This is a genomic window from Polaribacter sp. Z022, assembly GCF_023555495.1.
Taxonomy (GTDB): domain Bacteria; phylum Bacteroidota; class Bacteroidia; order Flavobacteriales; family Flavobacteriaceae; genus Polaribacter.
In genome coordinates this window covers 15,001-41,118 of record NZ_JALCZO010000008.1, presented here as the reverse complement: position 1 = coordinate 41,118, position 26,118 = coordinate 15,001, and the positions used below count along the sequence as shown (strand labels likewise).

Sequence of the window (26,118 nt, the reverse complement as noted above, 5' to 3'; positions counted from 1 at the left end):
CCACAAGGTCGAAAGGACAAATTAATTTATTTTTTTATGAGCTACAAGATAACATAGAACAACCTACTTTGTTTCTTGCCCATTCTGGTCTTTTTGCAAACCATTTTTCATTTTCTGGTTGTTCAGAATATGGTTTTTTTAAGAGTTGATATAATTCATCAATTAAATCGTAATTTCCTTTATCTGCTTCATCAATTGCCATTTGAGACATATAATTGCGTAACACATATTTAGGATTTACGTCATTCATTTTTTGTTTTTTTTCTTCAAATGAAACCCTTTCTATGCTAAGTCTGTTTTCATATTTATGAAACCAAATATCCCATCTTTTTTTTACATCTTTAGAGATGTTTTCTAAATCATAAAAAGCATTTTCAATGAGTTTAAAAGCCGTAGAAGCTTCTGAAAAATTACTTAAATATCTAAAAAACAGAGTCATATCTGTTTCTGCTAATTGTAGGTTGTCTTCTAATTCTTGAATCAATTTTATATCATCTTCATCAGCTACAAATAAACCTAATTTAGTTTTCATCATTTGTAAAGATTGCTTTTCAAAATCTATTTTATATTGATTTAAAATAGCTTCTAAAGGTTCTACTTCTTCAATTATTGGGTACAAAGCATTTGCTAGTTGATATAAATTCCACAAACCAATATTGGGTTGATTTGCATATCTATATCGTTTGTTTTGTCTATCTGTTGTATTTGGTGTCCAACCAAAATCGAAACCTTCTAACCAACCATAAGGTCCATAATCTATAGTTAAACCTAAGATAGACATATTATCAGTATTCATTACTCCATGAACAAAACCAACTCTTTGCCAATCAATTATCATTTTTAAAGTACGTTCTGAAACTTCTTTAAAAAAGTTGATATAATTTTCTTTTGAAGGGTTTCCTAAATGCGAAAAATGATGATTGATAGTATAATCAACTAATTTTTTTAAATTCTTTAAATCTTTTCTTGCTGCAAAAATTTCAAAATTGCCAAAGCGTAAAAAAGAAGGAGAAATTCTAGAAACAATAGCACCTTTTTCATAAGCAGGATTTCCATTGTATAAAACATCACGTAAAACATCATCACCAGATAAACTTAAAGACAATGCACGTGTTGTTGGAATGCCTAAATGAAACATGGCTTCACTACATAAATATTCTCTAATAGAAGAACGTAAAACTGCTAAACCATCTGCAGTTCTAGAATATGGGGTTTCACCAGCGCCTTTTAATTGGACTTTCCAGTTTTTGCTGTTGTGTTCAATTTCAAATAAATTAATAGCTCTTCCATCTCCTAATTGACCTGACCAATTTCCAAATTGATGTCCACCATAACACATTGCATATGGTTTTGTATTTGGATAAATTTCATTTCCAGTTACAATGTTTTTAAAGAATTCTGATTTTGTTTCATCTTCAGAAATACCTAATTCTTGAGTCATTTCTTGCGAAACATGTATAACTTTTGGTTTTTTGGTTTTCTTAGGTTTTACAAAAGAATAAACAGCTTCAGAAACTTGTCTTCTAGAGTTTTCTAAAATAGTATCTGCTGGTAATTCTGATGTAAATATGTTTTTTATGTTTAGTTTCATAATAAATTGTCAATCCATTTTTGAAGCTCTTTGTTAGAAGGATTTCTTAGTTTTTTATCATTTATGGTAATTGTAGGGAAATTTAGTTTTCTATTTTCATACAAGTTACGTAATTCTTCTGCAAAGTTTTCATTTTGTTCTACATCTAAAAACGCGTAATCTAAATTACGCGTTTCTAAAAATGTTTTATAATATTGAGATTTATGGCACCTTTCTGTACCAAATAATTTAATGATTTTTTTCATTTTAACTGTTTCCTTGAACGAAGTCGAAAAGTTTTATTAGTTCTCGACTGCGCTCGAACAGACATTTTTACTTTAATTTGTCTGCATGTAATTTTCTCAATTTTGATAATTTTGGAGCAATAACATAGCTGCAATATCCTTGTTGAGAGTTTTCTCTATAATAATTTTGATGTTCTTTTTCTGCTTCATAAAAAACAGGTAAAGGGCTAATTTCTGTCACAATTTTATCATCATAATAATTTTGAATCTGTTTTAAAACCTCTTTAGAAATCAGTTTCTGATGGTCATTGTGATAATATATTACAGATCGATATTGTGTTCCTTTATCTGCACCTTGTAGGTTTAAAGTTGTAGGATCATGTGTTGTCATAAAAATGACTAAAATGTCTTCATATGAAATTAAATCTGCATTAAATGTAATTTGAATTACTTCTGCATGACCAGTTAAACCAGAGCAAATTTCTCTATAAGTTGGTTTTCCTGGAGCATGACCCCCAGCATAACCAGATACAACTTTTTCTACACCTTTTACTTCTTGAAATACAGCTTCTGTACACCAAAAACATCCACCTCCTAAAGTGGCAATTTGTAAATTATTTTTCATTTTAAGAATTCTCTTTCTCTAAAATCATAGATTCAGAATTTATACAATAACGTAATCCACTTGGTTCTGGACCATCAGGAAAAACGTGTCCTAAATGACCATCACAAGTATTACACATAACTTCTACTCTAACCATACCAAAAGAAATATCTTTATGATATTTTATAGCATTTTCTTTAATGGGTTGTGTAAAACTTGGCCATCCAGAACTAGAGTCAAACTTTATAGTAGAATCAAACAAAGGAGTGTTACAACAAATACAGTTGTACTTACCTTCTTCATAAATACTACATAAAGCACCTGTGTGAGGTCTTTCTGTTCCTTTTAATCTTGTAATTCTAAATTGCTCTTCAGTTAATAGAGCTTTCCATTCTTTTTCAGATTTTTCAACTCTTTTGTCTGGAGTTGGGTTTCCTTTTAAAGTAAAATTGATAATTTCTTTCCAAGTAAGCATATTGTGGTTTCCTTTCTTTTCTAAATTATTATTGTTATGCTTTCTGTTTTTTTAGACGTTAAAACACTTGTTACCTTACAAATAATTCTTAATTTGTATGCTTTGAAAGCAATTCATAAATTTACGACGAATATTGATATTGTTGATAGTTGTTTTATCAATAATATCAATTCATTTATAAAATAATTTTACATGAGTACATTAATTACTGAGGTTGAAAAACATGTTTCTAAAATATTAAATTCTGATTTAGAAAGAAAATATGTATATCATAATTTAGGACATACTCAAAGGGTTGTTTCTAAAACTAAAGAATTATCTAAAAATCTTGGACTTGATGAATTATCAACAGAAAATTTAGAAATTGCAGCTTGGTTTCATGATACAGGGTTTGTTTCTGGTGCAGAAAATCATGAAGAAGAAAGTGTTAGAATTGCTTCAGAATTTTTAAAAAAATCATCTATTAAGCAAGATAGAGTTGATGAGGTTTGTAGAATTATACTTGCTACAAAAATGAATCATCAACCTAAAGATGATTTAGAAAAAATAATTGCTGATGCAGATTGTGCACATTTAGCATCAAAAAAGTTTTTAGACTATACTTCATTACTAAGAAAAGAGTGGGAATTAACAGGAGCTAAAAAAGTTACTGATTCAGAATGGATATCTGGAAATATTGAATTTTTTACAGAATACCATCGTTTTAATACAGAATTTGCATTAAAAAATTGGACTAAAGCAAAAGAAAAAAACTTATCTAAACTTTTTAAAAGTCAGAAAGAATTAAAAGATGAACGTAAAAAGTTTAAGCAAAAACAAGATGCTTTAAATTTAAAGAAAAATAAAGAAAAAGTGCCAGAACGTGGTGTAGAAACAATGTTTAGGGTAGCTTTAAAAAATCATATGACACTTAGTAATATTGCAGATACTAAGGCAAATATTTTACTGTCTGTAAATGCAATTATTGTTTCTTTAGCGCTTTCTAATTTAATGCCAAAATTAGATAACCCATCTAACAGTTATTTAATTTTACCAACAGTAATTTTTATAATATTTACTGTAGCTTCTATTATTTTATCAATTTTGGCAACCAGACCAAATGTAACTCAAGGAAAATTTACAAAAGAAGATGTGGCTAATAAAAAAGTTAATTTATTGTTCTTTGGTAATTTTCATCAAATGAAATTAGATGAATTTGAATGGGGTATAACAGAAATGATGCAAGACAAAGAGTATTTGTACGGTTCTTTAACTAAAGATTTATATTTTTTAGGTTTAGTTTTAGATAGAAAATATAAAATACTAAGAATTACTTATACTGTATTTATGATTGGTATAATTGTAAGTGTTTTAGCTTTTGCAATTTCGTTTAAAATATTAGAAACTGGTAGCTTTTTTTAAATATTAAGCCTCTATTTCTTTAATTAAATCATTAAAAGAAATGGTTTTATTTTCATCAAAATCTTTTTGATAAATTACTTCAACTCTTAATGCTTTTAAACCTGTAACACCTTGTAAATCTTCTAATTCTAAGAACTCAATTTTACCAATTTGATTTTTAGATTGAAGGTAGTTAATGTATTTAATATATTCTAAAGCATCTTTGTCTTGAGAATAAACAATTGCTATTTTACCAGGAACAGTTAAACGTTCTTGTGTGCCTTTAATATGTGCTTTGTCAATTCGTTTTTTTATGATTTCGTATCTAATATTATAAGCTCCATCAACATCAAATTGCTTTTCATCCATCCTAAATTTAATAGCCATTGCATTGCTATGAACTAAAATTAATGATGCAACTCTTAAATCATGTTGCATGTTTTTACGTTCATAAAATGCCAAATTTTCCATTTCGCAAGTTGTTTGTAATTGCCATAAACGAAGGTTATACAAATACAAACTATCAAATGTTTTTTCATTTGTTATTGACTGCCCAATGTACATATTGTACTCAACACCATCAGTTTTATAACGCTCAAAATAATGAGGAAACATATCTTGAGCTTCCTTTTGTTTATTGTCTAAAAACTTAGCTAGTTTGTCATTAAGAAGTGTAACACTGTCTTCATATTCTTTTCTTTTTTCGTAAACAACATTTAATTTGTCATCTAAACGATTCATGTAAACACTTACCTTGTTAAAAAGTCTTGAGTTTATGTCTTTTACATGATTAAAAACAGGGTAAATTTCTCTGTTTAAAAACTCTAAAATATTTACTTCATCACCTGCACTTAAACCATTTTCTACATCATTTAAATATGTAGAAACTCTAAACATTAATTCGTTATAAATAGGTAGTTTTTCAGATTTACAAGCATCTTTAAGTACAGAAATAGCTAATGTTAACTGAGTAATTAAATCTTGTTTTATAGCTAAATTTCTAGCATTTGAAGATCCTTTTATATCACTTTGACCAAATAAAGGATACACATCATTAAAAACAATTTCGTCTAATTTAGCATTTTCATTGGTAAGATTTGCATCATAATATTTTTCTGCAGCTTCATAAAATCGCCATTTTACAGAATTATGTATAGATGTGTAATTTTCTTGAATTGTAGCTTCTAGAGCATTTTGGTGTTCTTCAGAAAACCTTTTAACAGCAGCTCTAAAAACAGGAACAATGTCTTTTAACTTGTTTATAGTTATAGAATTTAATTCGTAAGCTCTAGGTGAAGCTATTTCTAATAAAGCTAAATCTCCAGTTTCTGAAGCTTTTATTGGAATTAAAATAATACTCTGAATATTAGAATCTATAAGATTTTTGTAAAAACCATTTTTATTAGAATGTTTACCATATTCTTCAACATCAGAAATGGTAAAAACTTGTTGTTCTTTAAATACTTTTTCTAAAATACCATCACAAAAGTAACCTGAATCGCATTTTATTTCAGCATTTTTATTTAAAATTAAACTGTTTGTTTTTTCAGCTTTGCTATCACAAATTTTAGTGTTGATGTTATCAAAAAATGAAAATCCTAATTTTAAATCTTTTATACTATAAAAATCTCTTAGATTTTGTTGAAGTTTTTCAATTAAAAAATCGCCACCTTCTAATAAGTTTGCTTTAATTGAAGACAACATTTCTTCTGAAGTTACATCGAATAAGTTTATTAAACCAAATCCTTTAAAAATATAACTATTTGGAGGAAACTTTTCTTTCCAAAGGTCTATGTTATTAAAGTTATTTAATAATTGCTTTACATCATTTTCGGTTATTGAAGGAGCGCTTTCAGTAGGAGTAATGTCTGAAAAATCTGCATTAAATGTTGCTCTATAATATTTCATTGTTCCAGTTGTTTTGTCTGGAATATCAAAATAAAATGGTCTTTTTACATCTATTTGGTATCCATAAACAAATCCTAAAATAAATGTACAAGACATAATGTACATAGAGTCTTCTTCAAAATTACGAACGTTTAATTTGTAATTTTCTCCTGCATTTTTAATAATGTTCTCAAATCTGTCTGTAAACTTAAATGAGGTAAAAGAAAAGGGGATACTAGCTGCTTTTATTTCATTTAATAATAGGGCTTCTGGAAATAAAGGATTTAATAATAAATCTATTTGTTCTTGGTATTTATGCAACAAAGAATAATCAGAAAAACCATCAATTAATTCTGGGTGTTTTTTTATAAGCTCAACCATATTGAGAGCTGCACTATGAAAAGGATGGTTTATAAATTCCTTTTTTGTGTATTTTTCAAAAAAATCGAAAACTTTACTAAAAGAGATCTTTAGTTGTAAAGGTAATTCGGTTTCTGTTACAAATTCCGATTCAATAATTTTCATGTCCTATTAAAAAGTAAAAGTTATACAATAGTACTAATCAGTTAGACGTGTTAAGGTAACAAAAGTTACAGAATAATCCTTATTTCTGTCTAAAATATATTGTAATTGGTGTTCCTCTAAAATCGTAAATCTCTCTTAATTTATTTTCTAAGAATCGTTTATAAGGGTCTCTAACATACTGAGGTAAGTTACAGAAAAAAGCAAATTGTGGAGTTGGAGTTGGCAACTGCATACAATATTTTATTTTTACAAATTTACCTTTTGTAGCTGGTGGTGGGTAACTTTTAACAATGTCTAACATTACATCATTAAGTTTACTTGTTGGTATTTTCTTTTTTCTTTTTTCAAAAACTTCTACAGCAGTTTCTATTGCTTTAAATAAACGTTGTTTTGTTAATGCAGAAATAAATACAATTGGTACATCTGTAAAAGGTTCAATTTGTTTTCTAACCATTGCTTCAAAATCACGCATTGTGTTAGTTTCTTTTTCAATTAAATCCCACTTGTTAATTAAGATTACAACACCTTTTCTGTTTTTTTCTGCAAGCCAAAATATATTTTGATCTTGACCTTCAAATCCACGAGTTGCATCTACAACCAAAATTATTACATCAGAATATTCAATAGAACGTACAGCACGCATAACCGAATAAAACTCTAAATCTTCTTTTACTTTAGATTTTTTACGAATTCCTGCAGTATCAACTAAATTAAAATCAAAACCAAATCTATTATATTTAGTATCAATAGAATCTCTTGTAGTACCTGCAAGATTGGTTACTATATTCCTGTCTTCGCCAATTAAAGAATTTATAAAAGATGATTTTCCTGCATTTGGTCTACCAACTACAGCAAACCTAGGAAGTTCTTCTTTTTCTAGGTCAATTTCTTCTGCCTCTGGCATTTTTTCTGTAATTGCATCTAAAATATCTCCTGTTCCACTACCATTTATAGAAGAAATAGTATGGTAACCACCTAAACCTAAATTGTAAAATTCAACAGCATCTGTATCACGCATTGCATTATCAACTTTATTTACAGCTAAAAAGATAGGTTTTTTTACCTTTCTTAAAAGTTTTGCAACCTCAGAATCCATAGGTGTAATTCCTTCTTCAACATCAACTACAAAAATTATAATATCTGCTTCATCAATTGCAAGATATACTTGTTTTCTAATTTCTTCTTCAAAAATATCATCAGAACCAACAGCATAACCACCAGTATCTATTACAGAAAACTCTTTACCATTCCAGTCAGATTTTCCATAATGTCTGTCTCTTGTAACTCCGCTAACAGAGTCTACAATAGCTTCTCTTCTTTGAACCAATCTATTAAAAAGTGTTGACTTTCCTACATTTGGTCTTCCTACAATGGCAACAATGCTATTCATACTAATTGAAATTTTTTGCAAAGATACAATTTAACATACGATTATTTGTTATAACTTTAGAGGGGTTCTAAATTGATTTTAATATGAAAAATAATTTTACAGCAATAGTATTTTCTTTGGAAGGTATATTTAAAACATCTTTAAGAGTAAAAATGGTATCCATTACAATGAAGTTAGATTCTAAATATTAATAAAATGAGTCTGATAGTTGAAAAAAGAAATAGCGAAGTTTTTTTACGTCCAAGGTTTACAATTGATTTAGAAAATAGTAAAGAGTTGGTTTTAAAACGTTTTTCTGATGAGTTTAAAAAAGAGCAAACTACCTATAAAGGAAGTATTGTTGATGGGCATATTTTTATAAGAGTTTCAAAAAAAGAGGAACATTTTTGGTCTCCTCAGTTGCACCTAGAAATAATAGAAAAAACAAATAAATCATCTCTTTTAAAAGGTTTATTTGGGCCTAAACCACAAGTTTGGACACTTTTTATGTTTGTCCATTTTGTTATTGGAATCTCATTTTTAGGTTTTGGGGTGATGCTTTACAGTAAACTATCTTTAAATGAACCTATAGTTTTACCAGTAATTATGATGGTTTTTTTACCACTATTTTGGACGCTTTTATATTTTTTAGGTAAAATTGGGAAATCTACAGGAAAACAACAAATGGAAGGTTTACATGATTTTATGATTCAAGTAATAGATTAGTTTTGGTTATAGCCAAAACGTTTTAGCTGAATTTTATCACTCCTCCAATTTTTATTGACTTTTACATATAATTCTATAAATACTTTTTTCTCAAAGAATTTTTCCAAATCTTTTCTAGCTTCAGCACCAACTCTTTTTATGGCAGAACCTTTATGACCAATAATTATACCTTTTTGAGTGTCTCTTTCTACCATAATTACAGAACGAATTTTTACAATATTTTCTTGTTCTATAAATTCTTCTGTTTCCACTTCTACAGAATATGGAATTTCTTTTTTGTAGTGTAATAGAATTTTTTCTCTTATTTTTTCATTTACAAAAAAGCGTTCTGGTTTGTCTGTTAATTGATCTTTTGGATAAAAAGCTGGACCTTCAGGTAATAATTCTTTAATTTTATCATAAACTGCAGGAACATTAAAATTTTCTAGTGCAGATATTACAAAGACATCTGCATTTGGTACTTTATTTTTCCAGTATTCTATCTTTTCTTCAACTTCTTCCTGAGAAGATTTGTCAATTTTGTTAAGTAATAAAATAATTGGAATTTCACTATGGATAATTCTTTTAAAGAAAGCTTCGTTTTTTAATTCTTTTTCACCAATTTCTACCATGTAAATAAGAATATCAGCGTCTTCAAATGCAGATTTTACAAAATCCATCATAGAAGATTGTAACTCGTAAGCAGGTTTTAAAATACCAGGAGTATCAGAAAATACAATTTGATAATCATCTTCGTTAACAATTCCAAGAATTCTATGTCTTGTAGTTTGAGCTTTAGAAGTGATTATAGATAGTTTTTCTCCAACCAATGCATTCATTAAAGTTGATTTACCTACATTAGGATTTCCAATAATATTTACAAAACCAGATTTATGTGTCATATTGCAAAGGTAATTAGTTTTTATATTTGATTAGAATTTAGAGGATTAAAAATTAATTAAAAAATAAGTAAAAAAAAGTTTGGTCAATTGTTTCAATAAGATGTATATTTGCAGTCCGGAAATAACATGTCGAATTTATGAATCGAAAGTTAATAGCTAAGTTGTTTTTTCTGAAATAATATCGCGGGATAGAGCAGTAGGTAGCTCGTCGGGCTCATAACCCGAAGGTCACTGGTTCGAGTCCAGTTCCCGCTACTACTTTAAATCAGTGTAAAATAACAGTTTAGGTCTCTAAACTGTTTTTTTATGCAATCAATTCACGAATTTCTTACCTTTACTACAAAAATTGAACACGATTTGGAACACGATTCAAAAGTTTTGTCATTGTTTTCATTACCAAAAATTTACACTGCAAAAGGAGATTTAACTAAACGTTGGTATGTCTATTTTTCATTTAGAAATCCACAAAGTGGTAAATTGGAAAGAATGGCAAATGTATATGGTAAGGTAAATCATTATAAAACAAAAGAAGCAAGAATGAGTGTCTTGTCTTCTTACAGAAAAAATCTACTTTTTTTATTAAAACAAGGATTTAATCCTTTTGAAGATAATACAGAACTGTATCAGAATTTAAGAAAACCAATTAAAGAAACTACTCCTATAAAAGTAGTTAAAGAAGATACACTTCCTTTATTAATAAATGATGCTATAAAAGAAGCTGTTAAGAACGCTTTAGAAGCTAATAGTGCACTTGTTTCATTAAATAAAAAAGAAGCCACTGCAGCAGTGCAAAATGATGTAAAATGCAGTGCAAAAAAAGAAGATTGCAGTGCAAGTGCAGTGCAAATCGATGAAAATACAGTGAAATGCAGTGCAAATGAAGAAAAAGAAGTAGAAAAGAATGAAAAAGGTGCAGTGCTTTCAATAAAAAAAGCATTTGAATTTGCACTGCAATTAAAAGAAAAGGAAGTAAGCGATCGTACAATTAGAGATTATAGAAGAAAAATTAAATTATTTATCAATTGGTTAGAAGAAAAACATGCTGATAAAAAAAATATAAATGAGATTTCTAGAAAAAATTTAATGGATTATTTAAATGGAATTGTTTTAAAAACAAGTACAAGAAATCGTAATAATTTTAGAACAGAATTAGGAAGTATTTTTCAAGTATTAAAAAACAATGATATAGTTAATGAAAATTATATAAAAACCATTCCTGTTTTAAAATCTAAACCAGAAAGAAATAAAACGTATACTTTAAAACAACAAGAAGCTATATTTAAGTTTTTAGAAAAACAAGATCCACTTTTATTGCTTTTTATAAAATTTGTTTCTTATAATTTTATTCGCCCAATTGAGGTATGTCGTTTAAAAATTAAAGATATAAATATTGAAGATAAGACAGTTCAATTCAAAGCAAAAAATAGTCATTTAAAAACGAAAATTATTCCAAGTATTCTGTTTGATGAATTACCAGACTTGTCAAAACTAGATAAAGAATCGTTTTTGTTTACGCCAGATAAAATAGGCGCTTTTTGGAACGCTAATGAAACCAATAGAAGAGATCATTTTTCAAAAAGATTTAGAAAAGTAGTAAAAGAACATTTTAAATTAAATGAAGATTACGGAATTTACAGTTTCAGACACACTTTTATAACTAAACTTTATAGGAAATTAAGAGAAAAATCAGCTCCTTTTGAAGCAAAAAGTAAATTAATGTTGATTACGGGTCATAGTACAATGAGTGCATTAGAAAAGTACTTGAGAAAAATAGATGCTGAACTACCAGAAGATTACTCAAAATTATTTAGTTAGAATATGAGTAAAGAAACTAGAAAAGTTAATGTGATATATGAGGAGTTAAGAGATAGGGCAACTTATCCTCTATTACTTTATATTCCTAAAGCATATTATAAACATCTTCTTGAAGAAGAAGAACTTCTTAAAATTGATTGGCTTTTTGATGTATTGATACTAGCAAAAAAGGAGATGGATATTGTTTTTATTGATGATAAAGATGAATCTCAAGAAGTTTTAAAAAAGCAAAGTATTTTAGGTGAAAATTTATTTGATTTAATAGACTATCAAATAGCTTTAAACCCAACACAATTTTCATTTCTAATAAATAAGTATAAGGACCATGTATTTGTAATGCAATATGTCACTGAGTTAATGATGAACGATGTTAATTCAGGAAATAATGAAATTTTTAAAAAGTATTTAGGCCTTTTTATATTACAAGAAAGTGCTCTAGCTATCCATAAAACAAATATCGATAATGCTTTTCCTAGTTTTAGAAAAACGCAAGAGGAAGAAGACTATATGAGAGAAAATGTTATCGATAACTTTAAAATTCCGATAGTAGAGCAGGAAGAAGTTGTTACACCAAAACAAAAGTCAAAGCGAAAAAAAGAGAAGATAATTACAGATTTAGAATCGCAAAATTTTTTATTGGAAAGTGTTTTTAAAATTAAAATTCAAAAGTAATCTTTACTAATTAAGAATTGTTTTATGTCATTGTATACAATTAAAAGGCAAAACTAAATTGAATTTGAACTGTTGATTATCTTCTTTAATTATGAAAAATTGAAGCTATTTATGTCAATATTGTAAGAAAGAATATGTTCCAAAACGGAGGGGTGTTCAAAAGTTCTGTAATGATTCTTGCAGGGTTTCAAATCATCGTTTAAAAAACGCGAATATATCTGTCGTTTAACTAAAAGAAAAAAGTTTAGATGCACAGGGTAGTGTGAAAGTTGACAAAGTAAGTACAGCTGGAGTTGCAAATGCAGCATTTGGCACAACTTTAGTTGAACTTGCCAAAAATATATTTACACCTGGAGAAAATAAACCAGCAACAAAGGGAGATATTATGAAATTAGCTGCTAGTTTAAAACGTTATCATAAAATTAAAAACTTACCACCAAACTTACAACGACAGGTTCCTCATTTTGATATAGAGAAAAGTGAGGTTGTATATATTTATGATGTTTTTCCGCTTTTAAGATAAAAATATTGGTTTATTTATATTGTTTCTCTTTACTAGATTAGCTTTTAGTTTTTTATTACGGAAACCCGTAATAAAACTACTTTCTATTCATTTAGTTTTGTTTGTCATTCATAAGAAATTGATGTTTACGAACGAAATTCATACTATAATTTAACAATGAACTTCAGTTAGTAATAGAGTTTCTCATTTTAGACGTCTAAAGATTTAAAGATTTTTAATACTAATGTGTTTTCTATTCATAGAGTTAGATGTTTTTCTTATGATATAATTAAAACTGTCTAATAATAAACACATATTTATTCTATGAAGAAAAAAACTTTCAACATTATATTTTTTACAATTTTGTGTGTAATAACCACTATTAGTTGCCAAAGAGATAACCCCAAAAAAAGAACTACAAAAAAAGAAGAACCTCTTAAAAAAATAAATATAAAGGCTGAAGAGAAGGTTGATATCAACGAAATTAACTTTTATTTTGAGAATTCATTGAGCATGAATGGGTATTTAAATGGAGAAAGTTTTCAGCAAACTGTTAGAAGAATATTACTTAATGCTGAGGAGGATAGTCTTTCTACATATTTTGTAAATACAAAAGAATATTCGCAAACCAATCTTAAAGATAAAATTGCTAATAAAAAGATTGCAACAACAGGAATAGGGAATTCTGATCATAAATTTATTTTTACCAATGCAATTAAAAATGCCAAAGGGAATAATCTAAGTATTGTTATTACTGATGGAATTTATTCTATGAAAGGTGGAAATATTGCTTTAGTTGAGATTGATATAGAAGATGCTTTTAAAAAAGCACTTATGTACAATGAACTAGAAACGGTGGTTCTAAAAATGACATCGAACTTTAAGGGAACCTATTATTCTGAAACATGTAAACCAGGACATAAAGCAATTAAAATTAATCAGACTAGACCTTATTATCTCTTTTTATTTGGTAATAAAGACGTTATAAATAAAACGTTCGAAAACATAGTGATTAAAGATGATTTAAAAGGGTTAGAAGAGGAGTCTAGGTTTATTATTACTAAGGATCTAAATGTTAATTATACTGTATTAACCCAAGGAGAAGAAAAAAAAGGGAATTTTAAACAATCAGGTCGTAAATCAGTTGTAAAAGAAATTGGTGACGCAGAAAAATCATCTAAAAAAGGAGTTTTACTTAAAGATAGATATCTTCAGTTTGGTATAGGGGTGGACTATTCTAAAAGCTCAATTCCTGAATCGTATTTATTAAATACTTCAAATTATTCCATAGAAGATAATACTGGTTATAAAATAGAAGAAATAAAAAAAGTAAGTGATTTAGATAAAGGAAGTAAATCATATAAATGGGTTAATGCCCAAAATGAAAAAGGAAAATTTACTTACACTCATATAGTAGTTGTAAAAGCTAAAACAAAACTATACGGAGATTTAAGCTTGAGTCTTGATATTAATTCACCTGAATGGATTACTAAAACAGGTACTGTTTATGATTGTTCCATAAAAAATGATACCTCTACTACATTTGCTTTTGATAGATTGATGGCAGGTGTATCAAAAGCATATCAAAAGGTAAGTGATAAAAAAGAGTTTTTTAAAATTAATATAAAAGTTAAAGCAAATTAATATGAATGAAATTGCACCACTATTCGAGTTTTTTTTAAATTGGGATACATACGAAGAATTACTAAATGCTGTCTATAACAATGTTGATTATAGTAAGATCTGTTTATTATTAATTTTTACACCATTACTTTTACTAACCACTTTCTATAAATTTTGGGATCCCGTAAGTTCATCTAAATTAAAATGGTGGGTTACAATATTTATTGTGTCTATCTTTTCATATATAGGTGCATCTTTAATACTATATAATAATCCCGAAATTATTCAATATTTAGGGAATTATACAGGTGAGAACGGACAACCAGATGCTCATTATTTTATCTTTCAAATGAGTATGATTACGCTAGGTTGTAGCTTAATTGTAGCAATCATCTTATCGATTATCCCATTCAGGCTTTTAAGTACAAATAATAGAAATAACCCTTTTTAAATTATGGCAAATAAATTATATGTTTTTGGAATTGGTGGAACTGGTTCTAGAGTTATAAAAGCGTTAACTATGCTTTTAGCATCCGGTGTGAAATTAGATGATAACTTTGATATGGTAGTTCCCATAATCATTGACCCTGATACAGCTAATGGTGATTTAAATAGAACTGCAGATATTTTAATGAAATACCAAAATATCGTTAATAAATCAGGGGAAGATAATTCTTTATTTGGAACTAAAATTAAAACATTAACGCAATTAACGAATGAAAACCTCCCAAACTTAAGTAATAATTTTAAGTTCAGCATTGACGGAAGTGGACAAAAATTCGGAGAATCTATTGATTATAATGGGTTAGATGATGAAAATAAAGCTTTAATAAATTTGTTATTTAGCAAGGAAAATATTGAAGCAGATATGACGGTTGGTTTCAAAGGAAATCCAAATATAGGGAGCGTCGTTTTAAATAAAATTGTTGACTCACAAGAATACCACGAATTTTCAAATTCGTTTAATGAAGGCGATGCAATTTTTATAATAAGTTCAATTTTTGGAGGAACTGGAGCTTCAGGTTTTCCGTTATTATTAAAGAATCTAAGAACAAATGATTCTAGTAGACTTAATTCAGATAAAATAAGTAGAGCTGCAATTGGTGCTATTTCTTATTTACCATATTTTAAAGTGTCTGATAATAATAACAATGAAAAAGAAATTGATTCTACAACATTTTTTGGGAAAGCAAAAGCGGCACTTAGTTATTATGAACATGCAATATTTAACAACAATTCGTTAGATGTATTTTATCATATAGGTGATAAAGCAAATAATAACATGAAATATGCTGAAGGAAAAGGAGCTCAGAAAAATGATGCTCATTTTGTAGAATTAGCGGGTGCATTAGCAATTCTAGATTTTGTAAAAAACATTCCTTCTTCTACTCAGAGTAATATAACAGCAATAAAAGAATTTGGGATTGAAGACGATAATGGGAAATTGAAATTTGATAGTTTAGGACAGGATGCAAAAGATAAATTAAAACTGCCGTTATCAAAACTATATTTACTAGATAAGTTTGTTGAAAAGTCGATGACAGAATTACTGAAATCTCCAGGGCATTTTAATGGCGAAAATGGTATAAAAAAAGAATTCTATAATACAGATTTTTACAAATCTGAGTTTATTCCTTTTCTAAATTACTATAAAGAGTGGGTTGATGAAATGAAAACAAATGATGTTTCTTTTATGCCATTTCATGATAATCAGCAACACGATTCTTTATTTGATTTCATTATTGGGAATCAAATTTCTAAAGGTGGGTTATTATCAAGAAACAAAGCTACTGGAGATATTTTAATTAAATCAGCACATAAATTAATTAAAAGTGGTGAATTAGATAAAGAAGAAGAAGAATCAAGATTTATAAAGGTTTTTGATGAAATTTTAGAGGAACAGGTTAATAACATTCTAAATTAAGATATAATGGCAAAAAAAGTTTTTAGAATACATAGTCAAGGAGCATTAACAAACGATTGGTTTTCATCTACACCCATAAACAGTACTTTAATTAGTAGTATTAATACGGATGGAGGGAACGGTAAGAAGTTACCAACATCAATTCCAAGTCCATTCGCAAGAATAGATTTGGTGAGAACTGCATTTAATGTTGTAGGAAGCTCTGGTCAATTAGATGGTATTGAAAAGAATGGGAAAGCAACAGGTTCTGATAATCATAAATTAATTTCTGATGCCTTAGATATAGGGCAAATTTTATTTAATTATGATAAATTTAAAGATTTAGAATTAGTAGCTTGGGATAAAACTACGAGTTTAAATAAATTATTGAACGGAAATAATGAGCAAAAACATTTAGGAAAAACGTTAGATTTATTTTTAAAGCAAGATAGTTCTCAGTATAATTTTGACAAATTAGATAAAATTTACATCTTAAAATACAAACATAAAATTATAGGAGGGACATCACCAAGAACTTTATTTTTTGCAGCTCCAGGCGTTAAAGAAATTGATATAAAGTTTGGAAGCGATATAATGCTAGATGATGGTTTACATCCTTTATATAAAAGAGATAGAGAATATGTTAAATATTTATATGCAATATCTAAAACAGCAAATTTTAACTCATATTTTCCTGAGTTTAACATCTATTTGATAAGTAGTTTAGCTAAAATAGCTCAAATAGATTCAGGTTTTTATAATGAATTAATGACTTTAAATCCAAATCAATATTTAAATTCATTACAAAATGTTGTGTTTAATGGAAATGCAGGACAACCTCTAGAAGCTATTTCAGGTTTTTCTTTAAAACAGTATGTTTTAGATCCTGTTAAAATTCAAGAAAGTAGCGATTTAGTAATTGCTACACATAACAACATAGAAGGATTAAAACCTTTGGTGTTACCAGTTGAGCCTTTAAACTTGAGATATACGTATACGTTTGATCTTTGGAATCCAGCTACGGAAGTTCCAGTTGAAGACAAACGTAAATTGAAAGATAGGAGGTTACCAGAACAAGAGGATAAATATCCGTACTTGACGATGAATGATTTTCTAACGGATACAATTATTAAATTACCGTATGATATTGATAAAGATAAATTCTTTACGGTGGGTGAAAACAAATATTTACTACCATTAACTAAGCGATTTTTTGATTATTTTAATGTAGATGACCTTAAAGATGGGCAATTTATACAGTTTAATGCTAGGGCGGGAGATTGCCTGGAAGTAGTTTTAAATATTCCTATTAAAAGAGGAACGATTCAGTATACAAAAATCTATTATCCAAATAGTAATACAGATCCTAAAAAGGGAACTATTATAGAAAAATCTTTTGCTTTTTCTATTTTTCCATTTGTATATAGCGATCAAACGGATACTACTTACTCTTTGGGATTGGCAGATGTTTCGCCTCAAAACGGGAGTAAACTAGATGTAGAGGTTGTTAATACAAAAGATAGTAACCATAATGTCAATAAAGTTCAAAAACAACGTTCTGAAAGTCCGTATATAACATCTCAAACAATTATTCAAAATAGTTTTGATGCTGTAGCTCTTAAATATAATGATTCAGTAAATTACCTAATTCCTAATTGGCCAAAATATAAAGGAGCAGGAGGTGATAATTATGAGTTTGCCATTGATTTTGGTACAACAAATTCTCATATTGAGTATAAAATTGAAGGCCAGGGTAGTGAAAAAGCATTTGATATCTCTAAAAATGATGGTCAAATAGCTTTTTTAATGCCAGATAACACACCTAGAAGAAGTGAAGCAATAAGAGTTGTATTAGATGGAGAATCACATTTAAAACAAGAGGTGGTTAGTAAAAGTTTTGGTAAAGATGAATTGAGAAACGCACCTTTTAGAACTTGTTTGGTTCAAAATAAAGATGTTAACTATGATAAACCCACTTTTGTTTTTGCAGATGCAAATGCAGGTTTTGATTATGAAAAAGTAGCTATTAGAAAGTACTTAAAAGCGTTTACAGATTTAAAGTGGGCGAATAATGAAACGGATAGTAATAGACGTTTATCTCTTTACATTGAAGAACTATTAATGTTGTGTAAAAACAAAGTATTAATAAATGATGGCAATTTAGCCAATACAAAGGTGACGTGGTTTTATCCAGTTAGTATGTCTTCTGCTCATTTAAGTCGATTGAGAAAAATATGGAAAGACAACTTTAAATCTGTTTTTGGTTCAGATGTTAATTTAGAAAATCTAATAAATTTTCCAGAAAGTATTGCGCCTTTTTATTATTATAAAGCAAAAGAAGGTATTAGAGCAATGGCAAAGCCTTCTGTTTCTGTTGATATAGGTGGAGGTACTACAGATATAATGATTTATGCAGATGGTGAGCCAAAACTAATTTCATCATTTAAATTTGCAGGTAACGCTATTTTTGGAGATGGATTTAATGGCAATATAAACAACAATGGGTTTGTTCAAAAGTATTATCCCGAATTCAAAGAAATTCTACTTCAGAATGATTTAAAAGCAGAATTAGAAATTTTAGAAAAGTTATACAACGACAACCAAACCTCTCAAGATATTATAAATTATTTTTTTTCCTTACATGATAACAAAAATATAAAGGATAAGCAATTAAAAAATCTTGATTTTTCTGAGAAATTAGCAAATGACAGCGATTTTAAAATTATCTTTTTATTATTTTATTGTTCAATTGTATATCACATTGCCGAATTAATGAAAATAAAAGGATTAGAATCTCCTAGAAACATTGTGTTTAGCGGTACCGGTTCTAAGACATTACAAATTATTGATCAAGACACTAGTAAATACTCCTCTTTAAAAAACTTTTTGAAGCCATTTTTAATAATGTTTTTAATGAAAATGACGCAAATATTTCTGTAAGTGCAAGTGAAAACCCTAAGGAGGTTACATGCAAGGGAGGTTTCTATATAGGTAAAGATTTAGAGGATTTGAATCACACTAAACTAGTAGAAATATGTGTTGGAAATTCTGATAAATTAGCTGTACAGAATATTAGTAAGGTTACAGATAGTACTATTAAATATAAAGATCTAACAAAGTCTTATGTTGGCGGAGTAATTAAAAATGTAGAAGACTTTTATGGTTTATTTAATAAATTAATGATAGAGCAAAACTTTAAAGATAGTTTTGATGTCTCAAATAAATCGGCTAAAGTTTTCAATCAAATAAAATCTGATGACTTATTAGACTATGAATTACAAGGTATAGATAATTTAAAGTCTGATACTGTGGATGAAGACCCTTTAGGAGAAACTTTATTCTTTTTCCCATTGATAGGTAAGCTAAATGAATTAGCTGGTGAAATTGTAAACCAATAATCTAGATAAAAATGAGAAATATCTTAATAGGTTTTATAACTAGTTTGTTACTCATAAATAGTAGTTACGGTCAAGAAACTAACAAAAATGATAGTATAGCAGCATTCAAGAAAGTAAATAAATGGGCAGTGGTTAAATTAACCATTGCATATATGGAAGATTTAAGGGATTGGTCATCTAATTTTGATAAAAAAAAAATTAGTAAAGATCAAAAACAAGAGTGGGAAACTTATAAAAAGCTAAACGATGGGTATTCTAAATTTACAAACGATCTAAATTTAGATAGTGTGGCTAAAATATTATCAAAAGGTTGGGAGGAAACAAGAGCTAAAATATTTCAGACTTATAGGTTGGAATTAATTGATAGTGTAAAAATAAAACATTTTAAGACTGTAGGTTTTACACCAGAGAAAACTATGACTAATAATTCTAATAGAACAAAAGCATTAGAAGTCATTAATAGTCATTATGATAAGTTAATGACTGAAAAGAGAAAAGAACTTTCTAATGCTCGAAGTATAGAAGTTAGTTCACAGAATGGAAAATTAGATGTAATTCAAGGTAGAAAAGGAATAGATTGGGGGCAAATGATTTTATATGCTCTGTTATTTTTTTCGATATTATTAAATATTCTTTTCTTGAGAAGACTAAGAACTTTGTTAAAAGTTAAACCACAAAAGACTTACGTAAGCTCTAAATCTGAGGTGGGGAGAAACTCAGGTGGATGGAATGATATTGAAAGGGAGGGGCAGATAAACACAATTAATGAGCAAAAAAATATAATAAAGGAGCTTAACAAGGAAAATAAAAGGTTATCAAAAGTAATCTCAAGCAATAATATTCAAGTTAAAGAAGGAGATCATCCGACAGGTAATAGAATAACATCGTCTACTGGAAATGATAGATCTATTGAAGATTCTAAACCAATTAAAGTCGAATTTAAAGTTCCTGAAATAAAAAAGAATTTTATTTACTTCCCATCACCTTTTGAGGAGAGAAGATTTGCAATTGAAGATGCTAGCCCAGTAGAAAAACCAACCTCATTATATGTTGCAAATGTAAATGAGAATACTAATAAGGGGGATATTTCTTTAATTGAAACAGCTGATTTATCAAGAGCTTTAAATTCTCCTAATATATACTTAGAAACAGTTTGTGAATACGAAAATGCATATAATTCAGATGCAAAAGGTATAAAAGTGGTAGAAGTCGGTGAGGTTGTTTTAGATGGAGAAGATTGGGTAGTGAAAAGTAAAATAAAAATCAAATTTATCTAGAAGATGTACGGAATTATAGAAATTATTATTATTGTAGCAATAATTGCACTTCAGATAAATATAGCAAGGAAATTATGGTATAAAATTGTACAGTATAAAGCAATTTTTGACTTTGAAACTTTGCCTGTAATTTCTCAAAAACTGGTTTCAAAAAGTGTTTTTAAAACAGGAGATGTAGGTGAAATATTGTTTGCTGAAGATGGTATAAAAGGGGATATAAATATAACATATCTTGAGTATTCACAGAAAAGTAAAGTCCTTAGTACTATTGTAAAATACATAAATGTTTATTTAATAAAGAACAAAGGGGCGTCTATTGATTTTCATCTTATTAAGGATATTGTAGATAAACACACTTCAACAATTGAAAACCAAATTGAAAATAGAATCCCGGCTCCTTTATACTTGGGGTTGGCTGCTACTATGATTGGAATTATAATAGGATTGTTTTCCGTTTCTTTTGAAGGGGGAAGCAATGCCTTAGATTCAATTCAACCTTTAATTAATGGTGTAAAATGGGCAATGTCTGCGAGTGTTATAGGGTTAATTATAACAACCTTTTTTTCTATAAAAGTATATAAGGATGCACAAACTGAGGCGGATGAAGAGAAGAGTGAATTCTTATCAAAATTGCAGTCTGAATTAATGCCAAAAATGGCAACAGGAAAGATGCCTGAGGTTGCTATTCTATCAGATAAATTAGATGTTTTTGCAAGAAATACAACGGGTTCAATATCTCAACTTGATAAAATTGTAAGTACAACATCAAATACAGTAGAAAGAGAACAACAGCTTATTAAAGATATAAGAAAGCTAGACGTTGCAAAAATTACAACATCTAATGTTGAGGTTTTTAATCAACTAGATGTTATGATGGATTCTTTTAACAACTTTGCAAATTATTACAACCAGTTAAATAATTCAATGAGTGGTACAACTGAACTGGTTAAAAAACTACAGCAATTCGTTGGAACTACAGAAAATATAAACATTGTTTTAGATGGTATTAGAAATAATATAGAAGAAAGTAATTCCGCAACTACTTTTTTTAATAACCATATTCAATCTTTTTCTAGATATGGTGATGCTGTAAACGAGGCTGTTATTTCTAGTGAATCAAAAATGGCTAAGGCAATAAATGAGTTGGGGAAATTATCTTTAGAACAATTTAATTCATTTAACGAAGCAGTAGCAGGTTTTGATTCCAAACTTTCAACAGCTTTTAAACAGTCTATTGAAAAGTTTACAGCAGCCATGGATGCACAGGTTTTAAGAACCGAGCAAGCTTTTGAAAATAGCAGACCAAAGTTTGAAAAACTTAATCAATTGGATCAATTAATTCAGTTAGGTAGCATTGATAAACGAATAGGAAGTCTAGAGAAAAGCATTTCACAGGGATTTAACAATAGTAGTCGAGAGATTATTACTGCTATTGGAAAAATAAGTAATAACAGAGAATTGCCAGCTACTGAGGCTTCTTCAAATATACCTTCCAATATTAGTCAACCTGTAAAGCAAACTGTTTTTGATAAAACATCTAATATCTTAAAAATTGGTGCTTATTTAACGATTCTTAGTTATGGTATTCATTCGTTGTTACAATATTTTAAGGTATTAAATTAATGAAGAAATCAGGGTTTTTCTGGGTGAGTTTCGCAGATTTAATGACAAGTTTGTTTTTTATAATGCTTGTCTTATATGTAATTTCATTTGCCATCCTACAATCAAAACAAGGTATATTAGAGGCGCAAGCGAATCAACTCAAAGAAATAAAAAATGTCCAAAAAGCGATTGAAAACTTAGATACAACTTACTATCATTTTGATAAAGTAAATAAAAGATATAAGTTAAATATTGATGTTCGATTCAAACCAAACAGTTCAAATATTAATGATATTCCTCAAAAGACAAGGATAGGGCTAGGGAATGCTGGTGAAAATTTATATAATAAAGTTAAAAGTATTATAGATACTAGTAAAACAATAGACTACTTGCTCATTATTGAAGGTAACGCTCAAAGATCTAATAAAAATTGGGTTAGCAATCCTAATATGGGATATAACTTAAGTTATAAAAGAGCTTTGTCTTTATTTAATTATTGGAAACAAATGGGAGCCGATTTCAACAGTTTAGGAAGCCAGTGTGAAGTTATCATAGCAGGAAGTGGTTATTTTAGTCATTCTAGGGATGATGAAAATGAAAATAATAACAGGCGTTTTACAATACAAGTGACGTCCAAAGTTGGGAAGTTTTTACAAAAAATTGAAAAACCTATAGAAATGGCAATAGATGAAAAAGAACGTTCCTTTTTTGAAAATATGTTTAATTAAATATGAGTTATAAATTAATTATAATACTACCTGTAGTCTTATTGGCACTCTTATTAAATTCATGTAATAGTTGTTCCAGGTCTGGTCGAGCAAAAATTATTGCAATGGCAAAAAAAGAAGCGAATAAAAAAAATACAATTCCAGAACCAAATACAATTATTAAGGATTTGGAACCTCAGGTTATTAATATTGAGGACATAGTAACTCCAAAAGAAAAGGTTATTATAAGAAATGAGTTGGTCAAAAATAAAATTCCTCCAGCAATTGGTAACTTAATTCAGGTAGAAGGATTAGTTTTAAAAGAAGTATCTGAATTAAATATTAAGTTAAATACAAGTGGTTCACAAATAGAGCAAATTATAGCAATACAAGAACATATATTTAAAAATTGGCATTATATCTTTGATCCCGTTACTGGCAAAGATACATGGAGGTCAGCGGAAGCAACACTATCATTAAAATACAAAGGTCAATATTCAGGTGATTGTGATGATTTTGCAATCTTAATGGCTTCTATTGCAAGACAGATAGGTTTAAGATCTAGAATGGTTGGAGGATTTGATGGTGAAAGTGGACACGCTTTTGCTGAGTTTTTAGTACCGGTTAACCTATCTTCAAATAAATGGTTGTTTGGTACTGATTATAGAACTGACAATTCGGGTAAATGGGTGAGTTTAGATTGGTTCAAAGGGAAAAGTCATGACAAATACACGAATAATATTATAATTTATGAAGATATTTAATTTGATAGGAGGTAACCCTATAAAACTAGATAATAAATGTATTCGTAAAAATAAAATGAATTATAGGTTAAATATTGGTTAGATTGCTGAAAATGAAACTTATTAGATTAATAAATAGTAAAGAAATCATATATGATTTATAAAATTTTAAAGAAAACTTTTCTATTTACGTTGCTCTTTTTATTTGCGTGTCAATCTAAATCTTCAAAGCATTTTGAAGAAATAAGTAAGAGTAAAATTAGTCAATCAGGTGATTCAAAGAATAAAAATAATCGGGTCGAAGATAATTCAAATAAAGAAACCTTTACGGTAGTAAGTTGGAATATTCAAGACCTTGGAAGAAGTAAAAGTTTAAAGGAAATTAATTCAATAGCTAAAATTATTAGAAACTATGATTTAATTCTTATTCAAGAAGTAGTAGGGAAAGATCCAGCAGGTATACAAGCAGTTGCTAAAATAGTTGATGAATTAAATCGAATGGGTTCTAAATGGGATTATAGAGTCAGTAGCCCAACGAGTAGTCCATCTTCTAATATGAGTGAGCGCTATGGGTTTTTATGGAAAACATCCAGGGTTTCTTTGAAAGGTAAAGCTTATTTAGATTCAGATCTTAGAAATCTTTGTTATAGAGAACCATTCATAGGTAATTTTATATTTAAGGGGAGCAATACAATAATGTCTGTTATAAATTATCATTCAAGAAAACATGATGACAATCCTGAAGATGAAATTAAATACCTTTCTGATTATGAAGAAAGATTAAAGACAAAAAATATAATTATAGCAGGAGATTTTAATGTTGATGAAAGACATGTTGTATGGGATATGTTTTATCAAAAAGGTTATAAAAACGCACTTTCTAAGACTCCAACTACGTTAAAAATGAAATGTAAATTTGGTAAATACTTAAACCATTCTATAGATAATTTTTATTATAAGAGCAATTTTAAAATATTGAAATCAGGAAGTATAGACTTTGTTAATACTTGTGAAAGTTTAGAATCTGCTAGGAAATTGTCAGATCATTTACCTGTTTATTTAGTTTTAAGTGCTGTTTCTTTCTAATTATAGACAGACGAAAGTTGTAATTTATTCAATTATTGAAGATTGTGGTTTTTCGTTACTTATTGTTTTTAATATTTCTTGAAGAATTTTATTCTTGTACTCTAATTCATAATATTTACTTTTTTCAGAATTTTTGTATGCTTGTTTTAACGATGCAGATTTATATATGCCACCCATTAAGTCATTCTCTTTTGTGTTATTTGCTAAATCTATGTAATATTTATACATGTCCTCGTTTTTTAATATAATTTGTACACCATTGAGATCCCAAGTATATCCTTTTGTGTAAAAGGGTTTACCTTCCTTGATAGTGTCAGGATTCATTTTGATTTTTTCATTTATAACTTTAACTATATTTTCAATTTGACTTTTTTCAATATTTTTTTGTTTAATACTAAATATATATTTTTTATCTATAATTTCTAATTCAATATTTTTATCATTTTTTGGATACGCCACTAATAAATTTATATTTTCAAAATTATTTGCATCTTTGATATTTTCAAAATTATTAAGTGATATGGAATCTCCAATTTCAAAACCACCAATTTTGAAATTAACAATTGATAAAAAGTTATTTGTTTCTTCAATTGAATTTACTGCATTGGAAGTTGTAAGAATGTTATAATGTTCTGAATTTAATGGTTTTATAATTAATAAGGGTTTTTTAAATAATGTTTTAAATTCAAATAACAATGTGTCGGTTACAATTGTATCTTTCTTTTTTCGATCGTTTTTTGTTATTGTATATAATTCTTTAAAGATAATTAGACTATCTTTTTTTATTAAGGGAAACTTTGTTGTTTTTCCATTTAATTCCGAAACACAGACTATTGAATCATTCTTGAATAATACTTTCTGTTGAGGTGTTGAACTTGTATAATCTTTGTTGTATTCTTCATAATGTAAAATCCATTCATACTTTGAAAAATTGTCTTCCTTTTTTGAGCAAGAAAATATTATTGTTAGAAACAGTAAAATTGTAATGTTCTTTTTCATATTTTTTGGCTTGTTGCAGCTTAAGGGGTAGGATGTGGTAAGTTGTTATTTTTAATAACGGTATTTCCCGAATAATAAAATAATAACTTTATTCTATATTTAATTGGCATTTTTTCACACCAATTTTTG

At 28.1% G+C, this 26,118-nt stretch carries 23 protein-coding genes and 1 tRNA gene; 16 read left to right on the top strand and 8 right to left on the bottom strand.

Going from position 1 to position 26,118, the window contains the following annotated elements:
• Positions 1-34: 34 nt before the first annotated feature.
• The 4 genes from MPF13_RS14780 to msrB form a co-directional block, all read right to left on the bottom strand.
• Complete coding sequence (locus tag MPF13_RS14780; protein WP_249983537.1) at positions 35-1,591, bottom strand: protein adenylyltransferase SelO; 1,557 nt, start codon at positions 1,589-1,591, stop codon at positions 35-37.
• Positions 1,588-1,836 (bottom strand): glutaredoxin family protein, encoded by a 249-nt coding sequence (locus MPF13_RS14775; RefSeq protein WP_249983536.1) that lies wholly within the window; start codon positions 1,834-1,836, stop codon positions 1,588-1,590. The genes MPF13_RS14780 and MPF13_RS14775 overlap by 4 nt, the downstream gene beginning before the upstream one ends.
• 67 nt (positions 1,837-1,903) lie before the next feature.
• Positions 1,904-2,440 (bottom strand): peptide-methionine (S)-S-oxide reductase MsrA, encoded by a 537-nt coding sequence (gene msrA / locus MPF13_RS14770; RefSeq protein WP_249983535.1) that lies wholly within the window; start codon positions 2,438-2,440, stop codon positions 1,904-1,906.
• A gap of 1 nt (position 2,441) precedes the next feature.
• Positions 2,442-2,894, bottom strand: a complete 453-nt coding sequence (gene msrB / locus MPF13_RS14765; protein ID WP_249983534.1) for a peptide-methionine (R)-S-oxide reductase MsrB — start codon at positions 2,892-2,894, stop codon at positions 2,442-2,444.
• A 192-nt stretch (positions 2,895-3,086) separates the two neighbouring features.
• On the opposite strand from msrB, the gene MPF13_RS14760 reads away from it, so the two are divergent.
• Positions 3,087-4,295: a Pycsar system effector family protein gene (locus MPF13_RS14760; RefSeq protein ID WP_249983533.1), complete on the top strand. Its 1,209-nt coding sequence runs from the start codon at positions 3,087-3,089 to the stop codon at positions 4,293-4,295.
• Positions 4,296-4,298: 3 nt separating this feature from the next.
• Here the strand turns inward: MPF13_RS14760 and MPF13_RS14755 are convergent, their stop codons facing one another.
• Positions 4,299-6,686, bottom strand: coding sequence for a GAF domain-containing protein (locus tag MPF13_RS14755; protein WP_249983532.1), 2,388 nt, complete (start codon positions 6,684-6,686; stop codon positions 4,299-4,301).
• Between the two features lie 79 nt (positions 6,687-6,765).
• On the bottom strand, positions 6,766-8,076 hold the full coding sequence (der, locus tag MPF13_RS14750; RefSeq protein ID WP_249983531.1) for a ribosome biogenesis GTPase Der: 1,311 nt from the start codon (positions 8,074-8,076) through the stop codon (positions 6,766-6,768).
• A 195-nt stretch (positions 8,077-8,271) separates the two neighbouring features.
• Between der and MPF13_RS14745 the strand changes: the two genes are divergently transcribed.
• The gene (locus MPF13_RS14745; protein WP_249983530.1) at positions 8,272-8,781 is read left to right on the top strand and encodes a GTP-binding protein; all 510 of its coding nucleotides are present in this window, start codon (positions 8,272-8,274) and stop codon (positions 8,779-8,781) included.
• Here MPF13_RS14745 and era read toward each other — a convergent pair.
• Positions 8,778-9,662, bottom strand: coding sequence for a GTPase Era (era, locus tag MPF13_RS14740; protein ID WP_249983529.1), 885 nt, complete (start codon positions 9,660-9,662; stop codon positions 8,778-8,780). The two genes, MPF13_RS14745 and era, sit on opposite strands and share 4 nt — an antisense overlap.
• Positions 9,663-9,844: 182 nt before the next feature.
• Here era and MPF13_RS14735 point away from each other — a divergent pair.
• From MPF13_RS14735 to MPF13_RS14670, 14 genes are all read left to right on the top strand, one after another.
• Positions 9,845-9,917 (top strand) — tRNA-Met (locus tag MPF13_RS14735).
• Positions 9,918-9,968: 51 nt separating this feature from the next.
• A complete protein-coding gene (locus MPF13_RS14730) occupies positions 9,969-11,477 on the top strand; it encodes a tyrosine-type recombinase/integrase (RefSeq protein ID WP_249983528.1) in 1,509 nt (502 codons plus the stop codon).
• 3 nt (positions 11,478-11,480) lie between these two features.
• Entirely contained in the window at positions 11,481-12,149 is a 669-nt protein-coding gene (locus MPF13_RS14725; protein ID WP_249983527.1) for a hypothetical protein, read from the top strand.
• 262 nt (positions 12,150-12,411) lie between these two features.
• Positions 12,412-12,672 (top strand): hypothetical protein, encoded by a 261-nt coding sequence (locus MPF13_RS14720; protein WP_249983526.1) that lies wholly within the window; start codon positions 12,412-12,414, stop codon positions 12,670-12,672.
• A gap of 492 nt (positions 12,673-13,164) precedes the next feature.
• Positions 13,165-14,295 carry a hypothetical protein gene (locus MPF13_RS14715; protein ID WP_249983525.1) on the top strand — a complete coding sequence of 377 codons (1,131 nt, stop codon included), beginning with the start codon at positions 13,165-13,167 and terminating at the stop codon, positions 14,293-14,295.
• A gap of 1 nt (position 14,296) precedes the next feature.
• Positions 14,297-14,725, top strand: coding sequence for a hypothetical protein (locus MPF13_RS14710; RefSeq protein WP_249983524.1), 429 nt, complete (start codon positions 14,297-14,299; stop codon positions 14,723-14,725).
• Positions 14,726-14,728: 3 nt separating this feature from the next.
• Complete coding sequence (locus MPF13_RS14705) at positions 14,729-16,198, top strand: hypothetical protein (RefSeq protein WP_249983523.1); 1,470 nt, start codon at positions 14,729-14,731, stop codon at positions 16,196-16,198.
• Between the two features lie 6 nt (positions 16,199-16,204).
• Positions 16,205-19,117, top strand: a complete 2,913-nt coding sequence (locus tag MPF13_RS14700) for an acetate and sugar kinases/Hsc70/actin family protein (RefSeq protein WP_249983522.1) — start codon at positions 16,205-16,207, stop codon at positions 19,115-19,117.
• 68 nt (positions 19,118-19,185) lie between these two features.
• Positions 19,186-19,575, top strand: a complete 390-nt coding sequence (locus tag MPF13_RS14695; protein ID WP_249983521.1) for a hypothetical protein — start codon at positions 19,186-19,188, stop codon at positions 19,573-19,575.
• A gap of 11 nt (positions 19,576-19,586) precedes the next feature.
• Positions 19,587-20,852, top strand: a complete 1,266-nt coding sequence (locus tag MPF13_RS14690) for a hypothetical protein (protein ID WP_249983520.1) — start codon at positions 19,587-19,589, stop codon at positions 20,850-20,852.
• A gap of 3 nt (positions 20,853-20,855) precedes the next feature.
• Positions 20,856-22,475: a hypothetical protein gene (locus MPF13_RS14685; protein WP_249983519.1), complete on the top strand. Its 1,620-nt coding sequence runs from the start codon at positions 20,856-20,858 to the stop codon at positions 22,473-22,475.
• Positions 22,475-23,182 carry a hypothetical protein gene (locus MPF13_RS14680; protein ID WP_249983518.1) on the top strand — a complete coding sequence of 236 codons (708 nt, stop codon included), beginning with the start codon at positions 22,475-22,477 and terminating at the stop codon, positions 23,180-23,182. The genes MPF13_RS14685 and MPF13_RS14680 overlap by 1 nt, the downstream gene beginning before the upstream one ends.
• 104 nt (positions 23,183-23,286) lie before the next feature.
• A complete protein-coding gene (locus MPF13_RS14675; RefSeq protein WP_249983517.1) occupies positions 23,287-23,925 on the top strand; it encodes a transglutaminase-like domain-containing protein in 639 nt (212 codons plus the stop codon).
• 132 nt (positions 23,926-24,057) lie between these two features.
• The gene (locus tag MPF13_RS14670; RefSeq protein ID WP_249983516.1) at positions 24,058-24,990 is read left to right on the top strand and encodes an endonuclease/exonuclease/phosphatase family protein; all 933 of its coding nucleotides are present in this window, start codon (positions 24,058-24,060) and stop codon (positions 24,988-24,990) included.
• A gap of 24 nt (positions 24,991-25,014) precedes the next feature.
• Here MPF13_RS14670 and MPF13_RS14665 read toward each other — a convergent pair whose 3' ends face one another.
• Positions 25,015-25,989 carry a hypothetical protein gene (locus MPF13_RS14665; protein ID WP_249983515.1) on the bottom strand — a complete coding sequence of 325 codons (975 nt, stop codon included), beginning with the start codon at positions 25,987-25,989 and terminating at the stop codon, positions 25,015-25,017.
• Between the last annotated feature and the right edge of the window lie 129 nt (positions 25,990-26,118).